We start from the raw sequence: 14,943 nt of genomic DNA on the forward strand, positions 1-14,943 counted from the left end.
GCGAGCATGGCGTCCATGGCTACACATGTGATCACCGGGGCCGGTTCCGGCATCGGCGCGGCCGTCGCCCGCCGTCTGCACGCGCGCGGGGACGAACTCGTGCTCCACGCGCGCGACGCCGGCCGCGCGAAGGAACTGGCCGCCGCGTTCCCCGGGGCGAACACCCTGGTCGGCGATCTGGCGGACCCCGACAAGCTCTCCTGGGCGTTCTCGCACCAGACGCTCCCCAGCCAGGTCGACTCCCTGCTGCACATCGCGGGCGTGGTGGATCTCGGCCCGGTCGGCGAGCTGACCCCGAAGTCCTGGCGCCATCAGCTCAACGTGAACCTGATCGCCCCCGCCGAGCTGACCCGCCACTTCCTGCCCCAGCTCCGCCTCGCCCAGGGACACGTGGTCTTCGTGAACTCCGGCGCCGGCCTGAACGCCCACGCCGACTGGTCGGCGTACGCCGCCTCCAAGCACGGACTGAAGGCCCTCGCGGACTCCCTGCGCCACGAGGAGCACGCGGCCGGGGTCCGGGTCACCTCCGTCTACCCCGGCCGCACCGCCAGCCCCATGCAGGCCAAGGTCCACCAGCAGGAGGGCAAGGAGTACGACGCCGCCAGGTGGATCGACCCCGAGTCGGTGGCGACGACGATCCTGATGGCGCTCGACCTGCCCCGGGACGCCGAGGTCAACGACCTGACGGTGCGGCCGGGCGGCTGACCCTCCCCGGGGACGCCGACCTCCACCGGGGATTACGTACGCTTCCGGGGTGAGCGAAAACAGCGAGTTCAGGTTCGGTTCCGCCACCGGGGTCGGGTCCATGCCGGGCGGTGACGCGCGGGAGGCCGCGAAGACCGTCACCGGGTCCCTCGACGACTTCCCGTTCCTGGCCGAACTGCCCGCACGGGGGCCCGGGGCGGACATGATCGGCCGGACCGCCGGGATGCTCGTCGAGCTGTACGCGCGCGTGGAGCCCAGCGGCTGGCGGCTCGGGGACCGGCCGGGCCGGGACACCAAGCGGGCCAGGTCGTGGCTGGGGGAGGACCTCGACGCCCTGGAGGAGTTCACCCAGGGGTACGAGGGCCCGCTGAAGGTGCAGGCCGTCGGTCCCTGGACCCTTGCCGCCGCGCTGGAACTGAGGAACGGCGAGTCCGCACTCTCGGATCCGGGCGCCTGCCGCGACCTCGCGGGATCGCTCGCCGAGGGACTGCGCCTCCACCTCGAAGACGTACGCCGCCGGATTCCCGGGGCCGGGATCGTCCTGCAGCTCGACGAACCCTCCCTCGTCTCCGTGCTCCGCGGCCAGGTGCCGACCGCCAGCGGCTACCGAACCCACCGCGCCGTGGACCGCCAGATCGCCGAGGCGACGCTGCGGGACGTCGTCGGCGTGCACGGGGGCGGTCCTGTCGTGGTCCATTCCTGCGCGCCGGACGTCCCCTTCGCCCTGCTGCGCCGGGCGGGCGTGTCGGCGATCTCGTTCGACTTCTCGCTCCTCACCGAACGTGACGACGACGCGATCGGGGAAGCGGTCGAAGGCGGTACCCGACTCCTCGCCGGTGTCATCCCCGGCGTGGACGTCCCATTGTCGGACCCTGCCGGTAGCGTCATGGGTGTCAGGACGCTGTGGCGCAGGCTGGGGCTGCGGCCGGGTCTTCTCGCGGAGGCGGTCACGCTCACTCCGTCGTGCGGACTCGCGGGGGCTTCCCCCGAATTCGCGCGCAAGGCGCTGGCCCACTGCGTCCGGGCGGCGAGATCCCTCGCGGACAACCCAGAGTAACGGGAGGACACAACGGTGGCCGGCGAAATGCACGCAGAGCCCACATCGGTACCCGCCGAGGCACGGGAGAGGCACGCGCAGCTCGCCGAGCAGATCGAGGAGCACCGCTTCCGGTACTACGTGAAGGACGCCCCCGTCGTCAGCGACGCGGAGTTCGACACGCTCCTGCGCTCCCTGGAGGCGCTGGAGGAGGAGTACTCCGAGCTGCGGACCCCGGACTCACCGACCCAGAAGGTCGCGGGGGCGTACGCCACGGAGTTCACCTCGGTCCAGCACCGGCAGCGGATGCTGTCGCTCGACAACGCCTTCTCCGACCTGGAGCTGGCAGCCTGGGCCGAGCGTGCAGCCAAGGACGTGGGCGCCTCCGAACACCACTTCCTGTGCGAGCTGAAGGTCGACGGTCTCGCCGTCAACCTGACGTACGAGCACGGCCGCCTCACGCGCGCGGCGACCCGCGGCGACGGCCGTACGGGCGAGGACATCACGCCCAACGTCCGTACGATCGAGGAGATCCCGGACCGTCTGACGGGCGACCAGGTCCCGGACCTCGTGGAGATCCGCGGCGAGGTCTACTTCCCGATGGAGAAGTTCGAGGAGCTCAACGCCCGGCTGGTGGAGGCGGGCGACAAGCCCTTCGCCAACCCGCGCAACGCGGCGGCCGGTTCGCTGCGCCAGAAGGACCCGCGCGTCACCGCGTCCCGGCCGCTCCACATGGTCGTCCACGGCATCGGCGCCCTGGAGGGCTTCGACGGCCTCGGCCGGCTCTCCGAGGCCTACGGCCTGCTGCACACCTGGGGACTGCCGACCACGCGCTACGCCAAGGTGGTCGACGACCTGGACGGAGCACGGGAGTTCATCGCGTACTACGGCGAGAACCGCCACGCGGTGGAGCACGAGATCGACGGGGTGGTCGTCAAGCTCGACGAGATCCCCCTCCAGGGCCGGCTCGGCTCCACCGCGCGCGCACCGCGCTGGGCGATCGCGTGGAAGTACGCGCCCGAGGAGGTCAACACCAAGCTCGTCAACATCCGTGTCGGCGTGGGCCGTACGGGCCGGGTCACGCCGTACGCGCAGGTCGAGCCGGTGACGGTCGCGGGCTCCGAGGTCGAGTTCGCCACCCTGCACAACCAGGACGTGGTGAAGGCCAAGGGCGTCCTCATCGGGGACACGGTGGTGCTGCGCAAGGCCGGTGACGTGATCCCGGAGATCCTCGGCCCGGTCGCCGACCTGCGGGACGGCAGCGAGCGGGAGTTCGTGATGCCGGCCGAGTGCCCCGAGTGCGGCACGGCGCTGCGGCCCATGAAGGAGGCCGACGTCGACCTGCGCTGCCCGAACGCGCGTGGCTGTCCTGCCCAGTTGCGCGAGCGGCTCTTCTACCTCGCGGGCCGCAAGGCGCTGGACATCGAGCACTTCGGGTACGTCGCCGCGGCGGCCCTCACCAAGCCGCTGGAGCCGTCCGAGCCGCCGCTGAAGGACGAGAGCGACCTCTTCGACCTCACCATCGAGCGGCTGCTGCCCATCAAGGCGTACGTTCTCGACCAGGACAGCGGGCTGCCCAAGCGCGACCCGAAGACCGGCGAGGAGAAGATCGCCACGGTCTTCGCCAACCAGGAGGGAGAGCCCAAGAAGAACGCGCTTGCCATGCTGGAGAACATCGCGGCCGCCAAGGAGCGCCCGCTCGCGCGCGTCCTCACCGGTCTGTCGATCCGTCACGTCGGGCCGGTCGCGGCCGAGGCGCTGGCCCGGGAGTTCCGTTCCGTGGACCGGATCGAGGAGGCCACCGAGGAGGAGCTCGCCACCACCGAGGGCGTCGGGTCGATCATCGCCGCCTCGCTCAAGGAGTGGTTCGCCGAGGACTGGCACCGCGAGATCATCCGCAAGTGGAAGGCCGCCGGCGTCCGGATGGAGGACGAGGGCGCGGGGGAGGACGAAGGCCCCCGCCCGCTCGAGGGACTCACCGTCGTGGTCACGGGCACGCTCGAACACCACACGCGGGACGGGGCGAAGGAGGAACTTCAGAGCCGTGGAGCAAAAGTGACCGGTTCTGTTTCGAAGAAGACATCCTTCGTTGTGGTGGGCGACAATCCTGGCTCGAAGTATGACAAGGCGATGCAGTTGAAGGTTCCGGTCCTGAACGAGGCGGGCTTCGCGGTCCTGCTCGGACAAGGGCCGGACGCGGCGGCGGAAGTCGCGCTTCCGATCGAGGAATAGCGATTGAAGGCCACCCGTTCGGCGCATATCGGCAGAATACGGGTGACTAGGTTGTATTCGGGCAACCGTCGTCGACCGCTGCCCGTGGAAGCCTTCTGCGGCCTACTGTTGACGTGTGCGCCCGCCGTGCCCGGCCGCGGTCGGCGCATCCCCCGCTCCGCACGAGCCGGGGGAAGGGTTTTCCGACGCGGCACCGTTGGCAGTTGTCGCCGGCAACGGACCACGTGGCGTGGGCACCGCCGGCAGTGAGAGGGACGGGAATGGAACCGACCGAGAGCGCCGCTCCCGACTCGCGGCTGCGCCTGCGCCGGATGACCGGCGCGTGGCTGGCAGGCCTGCGGACGGGGCGGCCTTCGGAGCGCCCCGCCCCGAGCGGGCTCGGCGCCGCACCGCTCGCCGCCCCCGGCGTCGGCCGTCTCACCGCCGAGCGCGGCACCGGCCTGCCCGGCCACGATCCCGAACGCCACATGTCCTGGCCCGCACTGCCGTCGACGGTCGTGGCCACCGCCGCGTTCGTCCTGGGCGCCGGCTTCTACCGCGCGTTCACCGGTCACCACGCGCTCTTCCCGTGCGGCGCCGTCGGCTGGTCGCTGGCGCTGCTGACCGGCGTCATCGTCGGCCACCTGGTCGCACTCGGCCGCGCCCGCTGGTGGGGCGGCACCGGCTCCGGCGCGGCACTCACCCTCGCCGTCCTGCTGCTCTACGGCTGGGTTCCCGCCGGCATGGTCAGCCTGACCGTCGTCGTCCTGGTCGGCACGGCCCGCCGCAACCGCTGGCGCCAAGGCGTGCTGCACGGTGCGGTCGACATTCTCGGCATCGGGGCCGGAGCCCTGGTCCTCGCGTCGTTCGGGCGGTTCCCGAGCGTCGAAACGCCCTGGGACCCCTTGGCCTGGACGTTGTACGCCGCCCCCCAGGTGGTGCTGGTGGCGGGCGCCTACCTCGCCGTCACCCGCGCCCTGCTCTGGTACCTGAACGCACCGCGCGGCGGCGGCCTGCCCACCGTCGCCCGTACGGCCCTGGTGAGACAGGGACTCGTCGCCGTGGCCCTGCTCGGCATCGCGCCGCTGATCTGCGTCGTCGCGCTGGCCCAGCCGATGCTGCTGCCGCTGTTCTCGATCCCGCTGATCGCCCTCGACTCCACTCTGTGGATAGCCCGCGCACGGGCCGAGGAGCAACTGCGCGACCCGCTCACCGGGCTGCCCAACCGCCAGTGGCTGCTGGAACGCACCTGGACGGCGCTGGACGACGCCGAGCGCATCGGCGCCCGCTCCGCCCTGATGCTGATCGACCTGGACCGCTTCCGTTCGGTGAACGACACCCTGGGGCATCTCGCCGGTGACCGGCTGCTCCTCCAGATAGCCGACAGGCTGCGCCTGGCACTGCCGCGCGGGGCGGAGGCCGCGCGGCTCGGCGGTGACGAGTTCGCCGTCTTACTGCCGGTCGCGGACTCCACCACGTCGGCCACACGGGTCGCCCGCAATCTGGTCGCCGCCCTCGGCTCGCCGCTCGACCTCGACGGACTCACCCTCGTCCTGGAGGCCAGCGCCGGGCTCGCCGTCTTCCCCGACCACGCGCTCGACGCGGAGGGGCTGCTGCGCCGTGCGGACATCGCGATGTACCAGGCGAAGCGGGACCGCACGGGCGTGGAGGTGTACGAGTCGAAGCGGGACTCCAACACTCCCGACCGGCTGGGCCTGCTGGGCGACCTGCGCCGGGCCCTGGACACCGGCGACGTCGAACTGCACTACCAGCCCAAGGTCCGCTTCGACGGACAGGTGGCCGGTCTTGAGGCACTGGTCCGCTGGGTGCATCCCGAGCGCGGCAAGGTACCGCCGGACGAGTTCATCGCGATCGCCGAGTCGTCCGGGCTGATGCCCCACCTCACCGAGTACGTCCTGGAGACGGCTCTCGGACAGGTCGCGCGCTGGCGGGCCCAGGGCCTGTACGTGCCGGTCGCGGTGAACGTGTCGCCGCGCGACGTGCACACGCCGGGGTTCGCGGGCGCCGTCGCCGCCCGCCTCGCCCGGCACGGAGTCCCCGCGGGAGCGCTCCAACTGGAGATAACGGAGCACGTGCTCCTGGAGGACCCGCAGCGTGCCGCCGACACCCTGGCGGCTCTCACCGGGCACGGCGTGAAGATGTCGCTGGACGACTTCGGCACCGGTTACTCCTCGCTCGTCCATCTGCGCCGGCTCCCGGTCAGCGAGCTGAAGATCGACCGTTCGTTCGTCGCACGGCTCGCCGTGGACACCGAGGACGCCGAGATCGTGCGCTGCACCGTCGACCTCGCGCATTCACTGGGTCTGCTCGTCGTGGCGGAGGGCGTCGAGGACGACGAGACGTGGGAGCGGCTGCGGGACCTCGGCTGTGACGCCGTCCAGGGGTGGCTGGTCGCCGCCGCGATGCCTCCGGAGGAGGCCACGGCGTGGCTGCTGGCCCGCGGTTCCCGCGGCTGGCAGCGCCCGCGAGCGGCGCTTCCCGCCGCCGAGTAGCGCCGGCCCGGCCTGCGGCCGGTCGTCTCCCACCCGCGCACCGCCCGTTCACCGTCTTCCGACAGGCTCGGCCCCCTCGTGGTGCCTTCTCGCCGCAGGCGTCCCGCGGTTGGGAGGAGGCATGGCCACAGACGCGACCTCCCGCGCCCTCCGGCGCGACGGACGCCGACGGCGAGGGCGGTGTACGGGGGTGGGTGATGTCCGGCCGGGGGGCCAGTCGGGTCGCCCGATCGACGCCGACGGTGGGACGTCGAACGGGAGGGCTCGGGTCGCCGGGGGCGGTGAACGGGTGGTGCGCGGGTGGGAGACGACCGGCCGGAGGCCGGGGTGCGGGCGTGCCGCGGCAAACCCGGGCGCGGGCATCGGCCCGAGCCCCATAGGATTGGGCCAAAACACACCGCACTCACCCCAGAGGATCGCTGCATGCCTGGCATCACGCGCGAGGAGGTCGCCCACCTCGCACGGCTGGCGCGTCTGGAGCTGAAGGGCGAAGAGCTCGACCACTTCGCAGGCCAGCTCGACGACATCATCGGCGCGGTCGCCCGCGTCAGCGAGGTCGCCGACCAAGACGTACCGCCGACGTCTCATCCGCTGCCGCTGACGAACGTCATGCGCGCGGACGAGGTCCGTCCGTCGCTCACCCCCGAGCAGGCGCTCTCCGGCGCCCCGGCCCAGGAGCAGCGGCGTTTCAAGGTGCCGCAGATCCTGGGGGAGGACTAATCACCATGACGGACACCAACATCATCAAGCTCACCGCGGCCGAGATCGCCGGGAAGATCGCGGCGGGCGAACTGACCGCCGTCGAGGTCACCGAGGCCCACCTCGCCCGCATCGAGGCCGTCGACGAGAAGGTGCACGCCTTCCTGCACGTCGACCGCGAGGGCGCCCTCGCCCAGGCGCGTGCCGTGGACGCCAAGCGGGAGGCCGGCGAGAAGCTCGGCCCGCTCGCCGGTGTGCCCCTCGCGCTGAAGGACATCTTCACCACCGAGGGCATCCCGACCACGGTCGGCTCGAAGATCCTCGAAGGCTGGATCCCGCCGTACGACGCGACGCTCACCAAGCGGCTGAAGGCCGCCGACGTGGTCATCCTCGGCAAGACCAACATGGACGAGTTCGCCATGGGGTCCTCCACCGAGAACAGCGCGTACGGGCCGACCGGCAACCCGTGGGACCTCACCCGGATCCCCGGCGGCTCGGGCGGCGGCTCCTCCGCGGCCCTCGCCTCCTACCAGGCGCCCCTCGCGATCGGCACCGACACCGGCGGTTCCATCCGCCAGCCGGCCGCCGTCACCGGCACGGTCGGCGTCAAGCCGACGTACGGCGCGGTCTCCCGCTACGGCATGGTGGCGTTCTCCAGCTCCCTCGACCAGGGCGGCCCCTGCGCCCGTACGGTCCTCGACGCCGCTCTTCTGCACGAGGTCATCGCCGGGCACGACCCGCTCGACTCGACCTCCATCGACGCCCCGGTCCCGCCGGTCGTCGAGGCCGCCCGCAACGGCAGCGTGACGGGCATGCGCGTCGGTGTCGTCAAGCAGTTCCGCGGCGAGGGCTACCAGGCCGGTGTCGTGCAGCGCTTCGACGAGGCCGTCGCGATGCTCAGGGAACTGGGCGCCGAGATCGTCGAGCTGGACTGCCCGTCCTTCGACCTGGCGCTCTCCGCGTACTACCTGATCGCGCCGTCCGAGTGTTCGAGCAACCTCGCCCGCTTCGACGGCCTGCGCTACGGCCTCCGTACGGGTGACGACGGCACGCACTCCGCCGAGGAGGTCACCGCCCTCACCCGTGAGGCCGGCTTCGGCCCCGAGGTCAAGCGCCGCATCATGCTCGGAACGTACGCGCTCAGCTCCGGCTACTACGACGCGTACTACGGCAGCGCCCAGAAGGTCCGTACGCTCATCACGCGCGACTTCGAGAAGGCGTTCGAGCAGGTGGACGTGATCGTCTCCCCGACCACGCCCACCACCGCCTTCCCGATCGGCGAGCGCGCCGACGACCCGATGGCGATGTACCTCGCGGACCTGTGCACCATCCCGACCAACCTGGCCGGCAACTCCGCCATGTCGCTGCCCTGCGGTCTCGCGCCCGAGGACAACCTCCCGGTCGGTCTGCAGATCATCGCCCCGGCGCTGAAGGACGACCGCCTTTACAAGGTCGGCGCCGCCGTCGAGGCCGCCTTCGTGGAAAAGTGGGGGCACCCGCTGCTTGAGGAGGCTCCGTCGCTGTGAGCAAGGCAATGTCCAAGGCCAAGGGCTTCAAGAAGTCCAAGTCCGGCACGTATCTGTCCATCGCCGGCACGGCGTTCGGTGCCTTCGGTGTCGCGAAGCAGGTCAAGAAGGCCCGCCAAGAACACGACACGCTGCGCCTCATCGACGCGGCCGTGTCCGCCGCCGCCATCGTCACAGGCCTCGCCATCCTCTACCGGGAGCTCAAGCGCCTGGGCGACGACGACGTCCTGCTGGGCTGAGAGGGAAGTTTTCACCGTGACCACCACGACCGACCTGGTGTCGTACGAGGACGCACTCGCTACGTACGACCCCGTCATGGGCCTCGAAGTCCATGTCGAACTCGGCACCAAGACGAAGATGTTCTGCGGCTGTTCGACCGAGCTGGGCGCCGAGCCCAACTCGCAGACCTGCCCGACCTGCCTCGGCATGCCCGGCGCCCTCCCGGTCGTCAACGCGACCGGTGTCGAGTCCGCGATCAAGATCGGCCTCGCGCTGCACTGCGAGATCGCCGAGTGGTGCCGCTTCGCCCGGAAGAACTACTTCTATCCGGACATGCCGAAGAACTTCCAGACCTCCCAGTACGACGAGCCGATCGCCTTCAACGGCTATCTGGACGTCCAGCTGGAGGACGGCGAGATCTTCCGCGTGCAGATCGAGCGCGCCCACATGGAGGAGGACACCGGTAAGTCGCTGCACGTCGGCGGCGCCACCGGCCGTATCCACGGCGCGTCCCACTCGCTGCTCGACTACAACCGGGCGGGCATCCCGCTCATCGAGATCGTCACCAAGCCGATCGAGGGCGCGGGCGAGCGGGCGCCCGAGGTCGCCAAGGCGTACGTCGCCGAGCTGCGCGAGCTCATCAAGGCGCTCGGTGTGTCCGAGGCCCGGATGGAGCAGGGCCAGATGCGCTGTGACGTGAACCTGTCGCTGCGCCCGCACGGCCGCGACAAGTTCGGCACGCGCTCCGAGACGAAGAACGTCAACTCCCTGCGTTCCGTCGAGCGTGCCGCCCGCTTCGAGATCCAGCGCCACGCCGCGGTGCTGAACTCCGGCGGCACGATCATCCAGGAGACCCGCCACTTCCACGAGGACACCGGGTCCACGACCTCGGGGCGCGTGAAGGAGGAGGCCGAGGACTACCGGTACTTCCCGGAGCCCGACCTCGTCCCCGTCGCCCCGTCCCGTGACTGGGTCGAGGAACTGCGCGGCGGGCTGCCCGAGCAGCCGCTGGCCCGGCGCAACCGGCTGCGCGAGGAGTGGGGAGTCAACGCCCACGACATGCAGTCGATGCTCAACGCCGGTGCCATCGACTCGATCGTCGCGACGATCGAAGCCGGTGCCGACTCCGCCTCCGCCCGCAAGTGGTGGATGGGCGAGCTGGCGCGCAGCGCCAACGAGTCGGGCAAGGCCCTGGAGGACCTGCCGATCACCCCGGCGCAGGTCGCCCGGGTGGCCGAGCTGGTCACCTCCGGCGATCTGAACGACAAGCTCGCCCGTCAGGTCATCGAAGGCGTCCTGGCCGGCGAGGGCACCCCGGACGAGGTCGTCGACAAGCGCGGCCTGAAGGTCGTCTCGGACGAGGGCGCGCTGACCGCCGCCGTCGACGAGGCCATCGCCGGGAACCCGGGCATCGCCGACAAGATCCGTGGCGGCAAGGTCCAGGCCGTCGGCGCGCTCGTCGGCGCGGTCATGAAGGCGACCCGCGGCCAGGCCGACGCGGCTCGCGTCAAGGAGCTCATCCTGGAGAAGCTGGGTGTCAGCGAAGGCTGAGGTCCGGGTTTTCCCACATCCCAGGGGGTGCGTCGTGACCGGCGCGCCCCCTGGGGTCTGTGTCGGCGTGCTCAGATCAACGCGCTACGCTCCCGCGCCATGAGTGGAAGCACCGACTCCGAGACGCAAGAACACAAAACGCACGACGGCGAGACGCGTGACGGCAGGGTCCAGGACCCAGTGGTTCAGGCCCCGCAGGAGCAGGAAAAAGAGGAGCAGGACAAAGAGGAGCAGGGCAAAGAGGAGCAGGGCAAAGAGGCGCACGACCGCGAGACGCCCGACCGCGAGGAACATGGCCAAGAGGAACATGGCCAAGAGCTTCAGGGCGGCGAGGTTCAGGACCCGGAAGATCCCGACGGCGAGGTTCAGGACGGCGAGGTTCAGAACCCGGAGGATCCCGACGACGAGGATCATGACCCGGAGATACGCCGGGCCCGCTGGACCGCCGTCGGGACAGGAGCCCTGTTGGCCGTCGCAGGGCTCGCCGCGTCGGCGATGCGCTCCACCACCTCCACGAGGGCCCTCATACCCCTCTCCTATGCCTCTGGGGCCGTCCTGTGCGCCGGCGCGTCCGTGCTGGGTTCCAAGGGCCGCACCCGGCGGGCGCTGTGGCTGATGATCGTCGGTGTGATGGTCATGGCCGTGGGTGACCAGCTCGACTGAGCGATGACGGGCGGGGTGACAGAGCCCACAGCAATGTCCTGTGACATGAGTCCCGGACCTGTGAGTAAGCCCACGAACGCGACAAAGGATCATTTACGGCTGTAAGAGTGATGGCGCATTAGTCATGCGTTCTTTGCGGGCAGTTCCCGATAAAGATCCATATATCCCCCAGGGAGCTCGTTCGTGGCAGCCCTCGCACGTTGGTGTGTCCAGCATCGCCTCGTCGCCGTTCTGCTCTGGCTTCTGGCCTTCGGCGGTGTGACCGCCGCGGCTGCCGTGACGGGTTCCGCGTACTCGAACGACTACGAGGTACCCGGCACCGAATCGGGCCACGCGACGCAGCTCCTGAACACCGGCTTCCCGGGCCTCGGCGGCGACAGCGACACCGTCGTCTGGCACACCGGCTCGGGCACCGTGCGCGCCGCCGACGTCGAACAGTCGATGACCCGCGCCCTGGACAAGATCGAGAAGCTCCCCGGAGTGGCCTCGGTGGACAGCCCGTACGCGCACCAGGGACCGGGCCGGACCAACTCGGACAGCCGGATCAGCGCGGACGGCCGGACGGCGTACGCGACCGTCACCTTCGCCGACCGCGCCGAGAACCTCGACAAGGGTGAGGTCCAGGCCGTCGTCGGCGCCGCGAAGGCCGCCGAGACCAAGGGGCTCGACGTCGAACTGGGCGGCACCGCCATCGCCCTCACCAAGCCGTCCGGCGGGCACCTGGCCGAGATCGTCGGCGTGGCCGTCGCCGCCGTGGTCCTCTTCCTCGCCTTCGGCTCGCTCGCCGCCTCCATGCTGCCCATCGCCACCGCCCTGGTCGGCGTGGGCACTGCGTACTTCGGCATCGTGCTCCTCGGGCACGCCATGACCGTCGCCGACTTCGCCCCCATGCTCGGCATGCTGGTGGGCCTCGGCGTCGGTATCGACTACGCGCTGTTCATCGTGACCAGACACCGCCGCGGCCTCAAACGCGGACTGCCGGTGGCCGAGGCGGCGCAGAACGCCGTCGCCACCACGGGACGCGCGGTCGTCTTCGCCGGCGCCACCGTCTGCATCGCCCTGCTCGGCATGCTCATCCTGAGGCTCAGCTTCCTCAACGGCGTCGCCGTCGCCGCCTCGCTGACCGTCGTCCTCACCGTCGCGGCCTCCGTGACCCTGCTGCCCGCGCTGCTCTCCTTCATCGGCCCACGCGCACTGAGCCGCCGCGAGCGGCGGCGACTGGAGGAGCACGGGCCCGAGCCGGAGATGGCCACCGGGTTCGCCGCCCGCTGGTCCGCCTTCGTGGAACGCCACCCCAAGCTGCTCGGCGCCGTGGCCGTCGTCGTGATGGCCCTGCTGGCCCTCCCCACGTTCTCCCTCCACCTGGGCACCTCCGACCAGGGCAACGACCCGGAGACGACGACCACCCGGCAGGCTTACGACCTCATCGGGCACGGCTTCGGCCCCGGCGTGAACGGGCCCCTGACCCTCGTCACCAAGGTCGGCGGCGCCGAGGACAGGCTCGCCCTGGACAACCTGGACGCCACGCTGCAGGCCACCGAGGGTGTCGCGGCGGCGACACCGGTGACGTACAACGGCGCCGGCGACACCGCCTTCCTCACCGTCGTCCCGGCCTCCGCGCCGCAGTCCCAGAAGACCAGCGACCTCGTCGACCGGCTGCGCACCGACGTCCTGCCGCGCGCCGAGTCGGGCACCCACCTCGATGTGCAGGTCGGCGGCGTGACCGCGAGCTACGACGACTTCGCGGACGTCATCGTCGGCAAGCTCCCGCTGTTCGTCGGCGTCGTGATCAGCCTCGGCTGCGTCCTGCTGCTGCTCGCGTTCCGTTCGATCGGCATCCCGCTCAAGGCCGCGGCGATGAACATCGCCGCCGTCGCCGCCGCCTTCGGAGTCGTCGTAGTGATCTTCCAGTGGGGCTGGGGGAGTGAGCTGCTCGGCCTCGGCCGCGCGGGACCCATCGAGCCCTTCCTGCCCGTGATCATGGTGTCGGTGCTCTTCGGGCTCTCCATGGACTACCAGGTCTTCCTGGTCAGCCGGATGTACGAGGAGTGGCTGGAGACCGGTGACAACCGGCGCGCCGTCCGGGTCGGCCTCGCCGAGACGAGCCGGGTGATCAACTCCGCCGCCGTCATCATGATCTCGGTGTTCCTCGCCTTCGTGCTCAGCGGCGACCGCGTCATCGCGATGTTCGGCATCGCCCTCGCCGCCGCCGTCGCCCTGGACGCCTTCATCCTGCGGACGCTCCTCGTCCCCGCCCTCATGCACCTGCTCGGTGACGCCAACTGGTGGCTGCCCCGCTGGCTCGACCGGCGGCTGCCGCGCATCAGCATCGAGCCGCCCGAGTGCCGTGCCGCGCATGAGAGGCTGGCCGAGGCCACGGACGCCGAGGCGGCGGACGTACTGGGCCGCGCGGCGGCGGACGCCGAGATGACGGACGTACCGACGACGGAGCGGGAGCGGGATGTACGCGATATCCCTGGGTGACGACGGAGCGGAACTGCGGCCCCTGGAGCCGTGGCACGCCGAGGAGTTCCTCGCGCACCTGGACCGGGGACGCGAGTTCATCGGGCAGTTCATCCCCTTCGGGTCCAAGTCCACGGACGTGCCGTCCGCGCGGGAGCACCTGCAGAGGTACGCCGACATGCGCGCCGCCGGTACCGGGTCCCTGCACGGCCTGTGGCTGGAGGGGAAGCTCGTGGGCGGGGTGCTCTTCCTGAACTTCGACGCGGAACAGGGCAACTGCGAGGTCGGCTGCTGGCTGGAACCCGCCGCCTCCGGGCGCGGTCTGGTCACCCGGGCCATGCGGATCCTCATCGACTGGGCGGTCGAGGAGCGCGGGATCCACCGCGTGGAGTGGGTCGCCGCGGCGGGCAACGTCCCGAGCCTGAACGTGGCCCGGCGGCTCGGCATGAGCAGGGACGGCGTGTTCCGGGAGAAGCACCCCCATCGCGGGGTCCGGCACGACCTGGAGGTGTGGTCCGTGCTCGCGCCCGAGTGGCGTGCCGCACGCGCGGACGCGGCCCACAGAGAACATTAAGGAACCTCTCAGACAGCGTCCGTACGGTGCGCTCATGGGAACCAAGACAGTTGACGAGGCCGGGGCCGAGACCGGCACCGAGGCGAAGCGCGACGAGCAGACGGTGGACGTCACCAAGACCGACAACGCCGAGGCGTCCACGGACAACGAGACCGGGGCCGGGGCCGCCGAGGCCGCCGGGAGCGCGGCCGACGTCGAGGAGCCGGACGCGGCCGACGAGACGGACGAGGCCGACGAGGACCTCGCGGCCGACGACGACTCGGCCGAAGCGGGACAGGACACCGGTGTAGGCCAGGGTGCCGCCGCCGTGGTGTCCGCCGGACTCGGCGTGGTCTCGCTGACCGGCAGCTGGGTCGCCACCGTGGCCGCCGCCCGGGAGTCCCTGAACGGCCAGCTCCAGCTCCAGGCCTCGTCGACCGCGAGCGTCGCCGCGCAGGTCAAGGAGGTCTACGGCGATGCCTGGGCGACCACCGCGCTGATCGGCGGCCTCTTCGCGCTGGCCGCGCTGATCGTCGGCGTCGTCGTGCTGGTCCGGCCCGCGTTCGGTGCCCCCGGCAAGCCGCAGGCCGCCTGGATCAAGTCCGTCGCCTGGGCGGGCATCTCGCTCGGCGTCGTCGGACTGGTGCTCGCGGTCGCCAAGTACTCCGACCTCATCCTCGGACTGCCCTCCACCAGCTGAATCCCGACGACCCTGAGGGGCCTTAGGGCGGGCGCGGGAAACCGGCGCCCGCCCTAAGGCCCTTCGCGTTCCCAAGATGCGGAACTCTCCCGATGTGGCGCACC

12 protein-coding genes are annotated in these 14,943 nt (G+C 70.9%); all 12 read left to right on the plus strand.

Translation table 11 applies throughout. The annotated features are described in order from the left end of the window. Positions 1-6: 6 nt before the first annotated feature. A complete protein-coding gene (locus ACFYW8_RS33040; RefSeq protein WP_365876325.1) occupies positions 7-705 on the plus strand; it encodes an SDR family oxidoreductase in 699 nt (232 codons plus the stop codon). Between the two features lie 49 nt (positions 706-754). Beyond that, positions 755-1,762, plus strand: coding sequence for a methionine synthase (locus tag ACFYW8_RS33045; RefSeq protein WP_389086043.1), 1,008 nt, complete (start codon positions 755-757; stop codon positions 1,760-1,762). A gap of 15 nt (positions 1,763-1,777) precedes the next feature. Beyond that, on the plus strand, positions 1,778-3,973 hold the full coding sequence (gene ligA / locus ACFYW8_RS33050) for an NAD-dependent DNA ligase LigA (protein ID WP_389086048.1): 2,196 nt from the start codon (positions 1,778-1,780) through the stop codon (positions 3,971-3,973). A gap of 260 nt (positions 3,974-4,233) precedes the next feature. Further along, the gene (locus tag ACFYW8_RS33055) at positions 4,234-6,465 is read left to right on the plus strand and encodes a putative bifunctional diguanylate cyclase/phosphodiesterase (RefSeq protein WP_389086054.1); all 2,232 of its coding nucleotides are present in this window, start codon (positions 4,234-4,236) and stop codon (positions 6,463-6,465) included. Positions 6,466-6,888: 423 nt separating this feature from the next. Next, positions 6,889-7,185, plus strand: coding sequence for an Asp-tRNA(Asn)/Glu-tRNA(Gln) amidotransferase subunit GatC (gene gatC, locus ACFYW8_RS33060; RefSeq protein WP_190154674.1), 297 nt, complete (start codon positions 6,889-6,891; stop codon positions 7,183-7,185). Next, complete coding sequence (gene gatA, locus ACFYW8_RS33065) at positions 7,185-8,690, plus strand: Asp-tRNA(Asn)/Glu-tRNA(Gln) amidotransferase subunit GatA (protein ID WP_389086232.1); 1,506 nt, start codon at positions 7,185-7,187, stop codon at positions 8,688-8,690. The genes gatC and gatA overlap by 1 nt, the downstream gene beginning before the upstream one ends. 8 nt (positions 8,691-8,698) lie before the next feature. Then, positions 8,699-8,929 carry a hypothetical protein gene (locus ACFYW8_RS33070; RefSeq protein ID WP_389086236.1) on the plus strand — a complete coding sequence of 77 codons (231 nt, stop codon included), beginning with the start codon at positions 8,699-8,701 and terminating at the stop codon, positions 8,927-8,929. 16 nt (positions 8,930-8,945) lie between these two features. After that, a complete protein-coding gene (gene gatB, locus ACFYW8_RS33075; protein WP_365876334.1) occupies positions 8,946-10,460 on the plus strand; it encodes an Asp-tRNA(Asn)/Glu-tRNA(Gln) amidotransferase subunit GatB in 1,515 nt (504 codons plus the stop codon). 423 nt (positions 10,461-10,883) lie between these two features. Beyond that, entirely contained in the window at positions 10,884-11,123 is a 240-nt protein-coding gene (locus ACFYW8_RS33080; protein ID WP_389086241.1) for a hypothetical protein, read from the plus strand. Positions 11,124-11,306: 183 nt separating this feature from the next. Continuing rightward, positions 11,307-13,607 carry an MMPL family transporter gene (locus tag ACFYW8_RS33085; protein ID WP_389086065.1) on the plus strand — a complete coding sequence of 767 codons (2,301 nt, stop codon included), beginning with the start codon at positions 11,307-11,309 and terminating at the stop codon, positions 13,605-13,607. Further along, positions 13,585-14,160, plus strand: a complete 576-nt coding sequence (locus ACFYW8_RS33090) for a GNAT family N-acetyltransferase (RefSeq protein WP_389086071.1) — start codon at positions 13,585-13,587, stop codon at positions 14,158-14,160. The genes ACFYW8_RS33085 and ACFYW8_RS33090 overlap by 23 nt, the downstream gene beginning before the upstream one ends. Positions 14,161-14,194: 34 nt before the next feature. Next, positions 14,195-14,839 carry a hypothetical protein gene (locus ACFYW8_RS33095; RefSeq protein WP_389086075.1) on the plus strand — a complete coding sequence of 215 codons (645 nt, stop codon included), beginning with the start codon at positions 14,195-14,197 and terminating at the stop codon, positions 14,837-14,839. Positions 14,840-14,943: the final 104 nt, after the last annotated feature.

The sequence above is a fragment of the Streptomyces sp. NPDC002742 genome (assembly GCF_042888885.1).
In the GTDB taxonomy this organism is placed as follows: domain Bacteria; phylum Actinomycetota; class Actinomycetes; order Streptomycetales; family Streptomycetaceae; genus Streptomyces.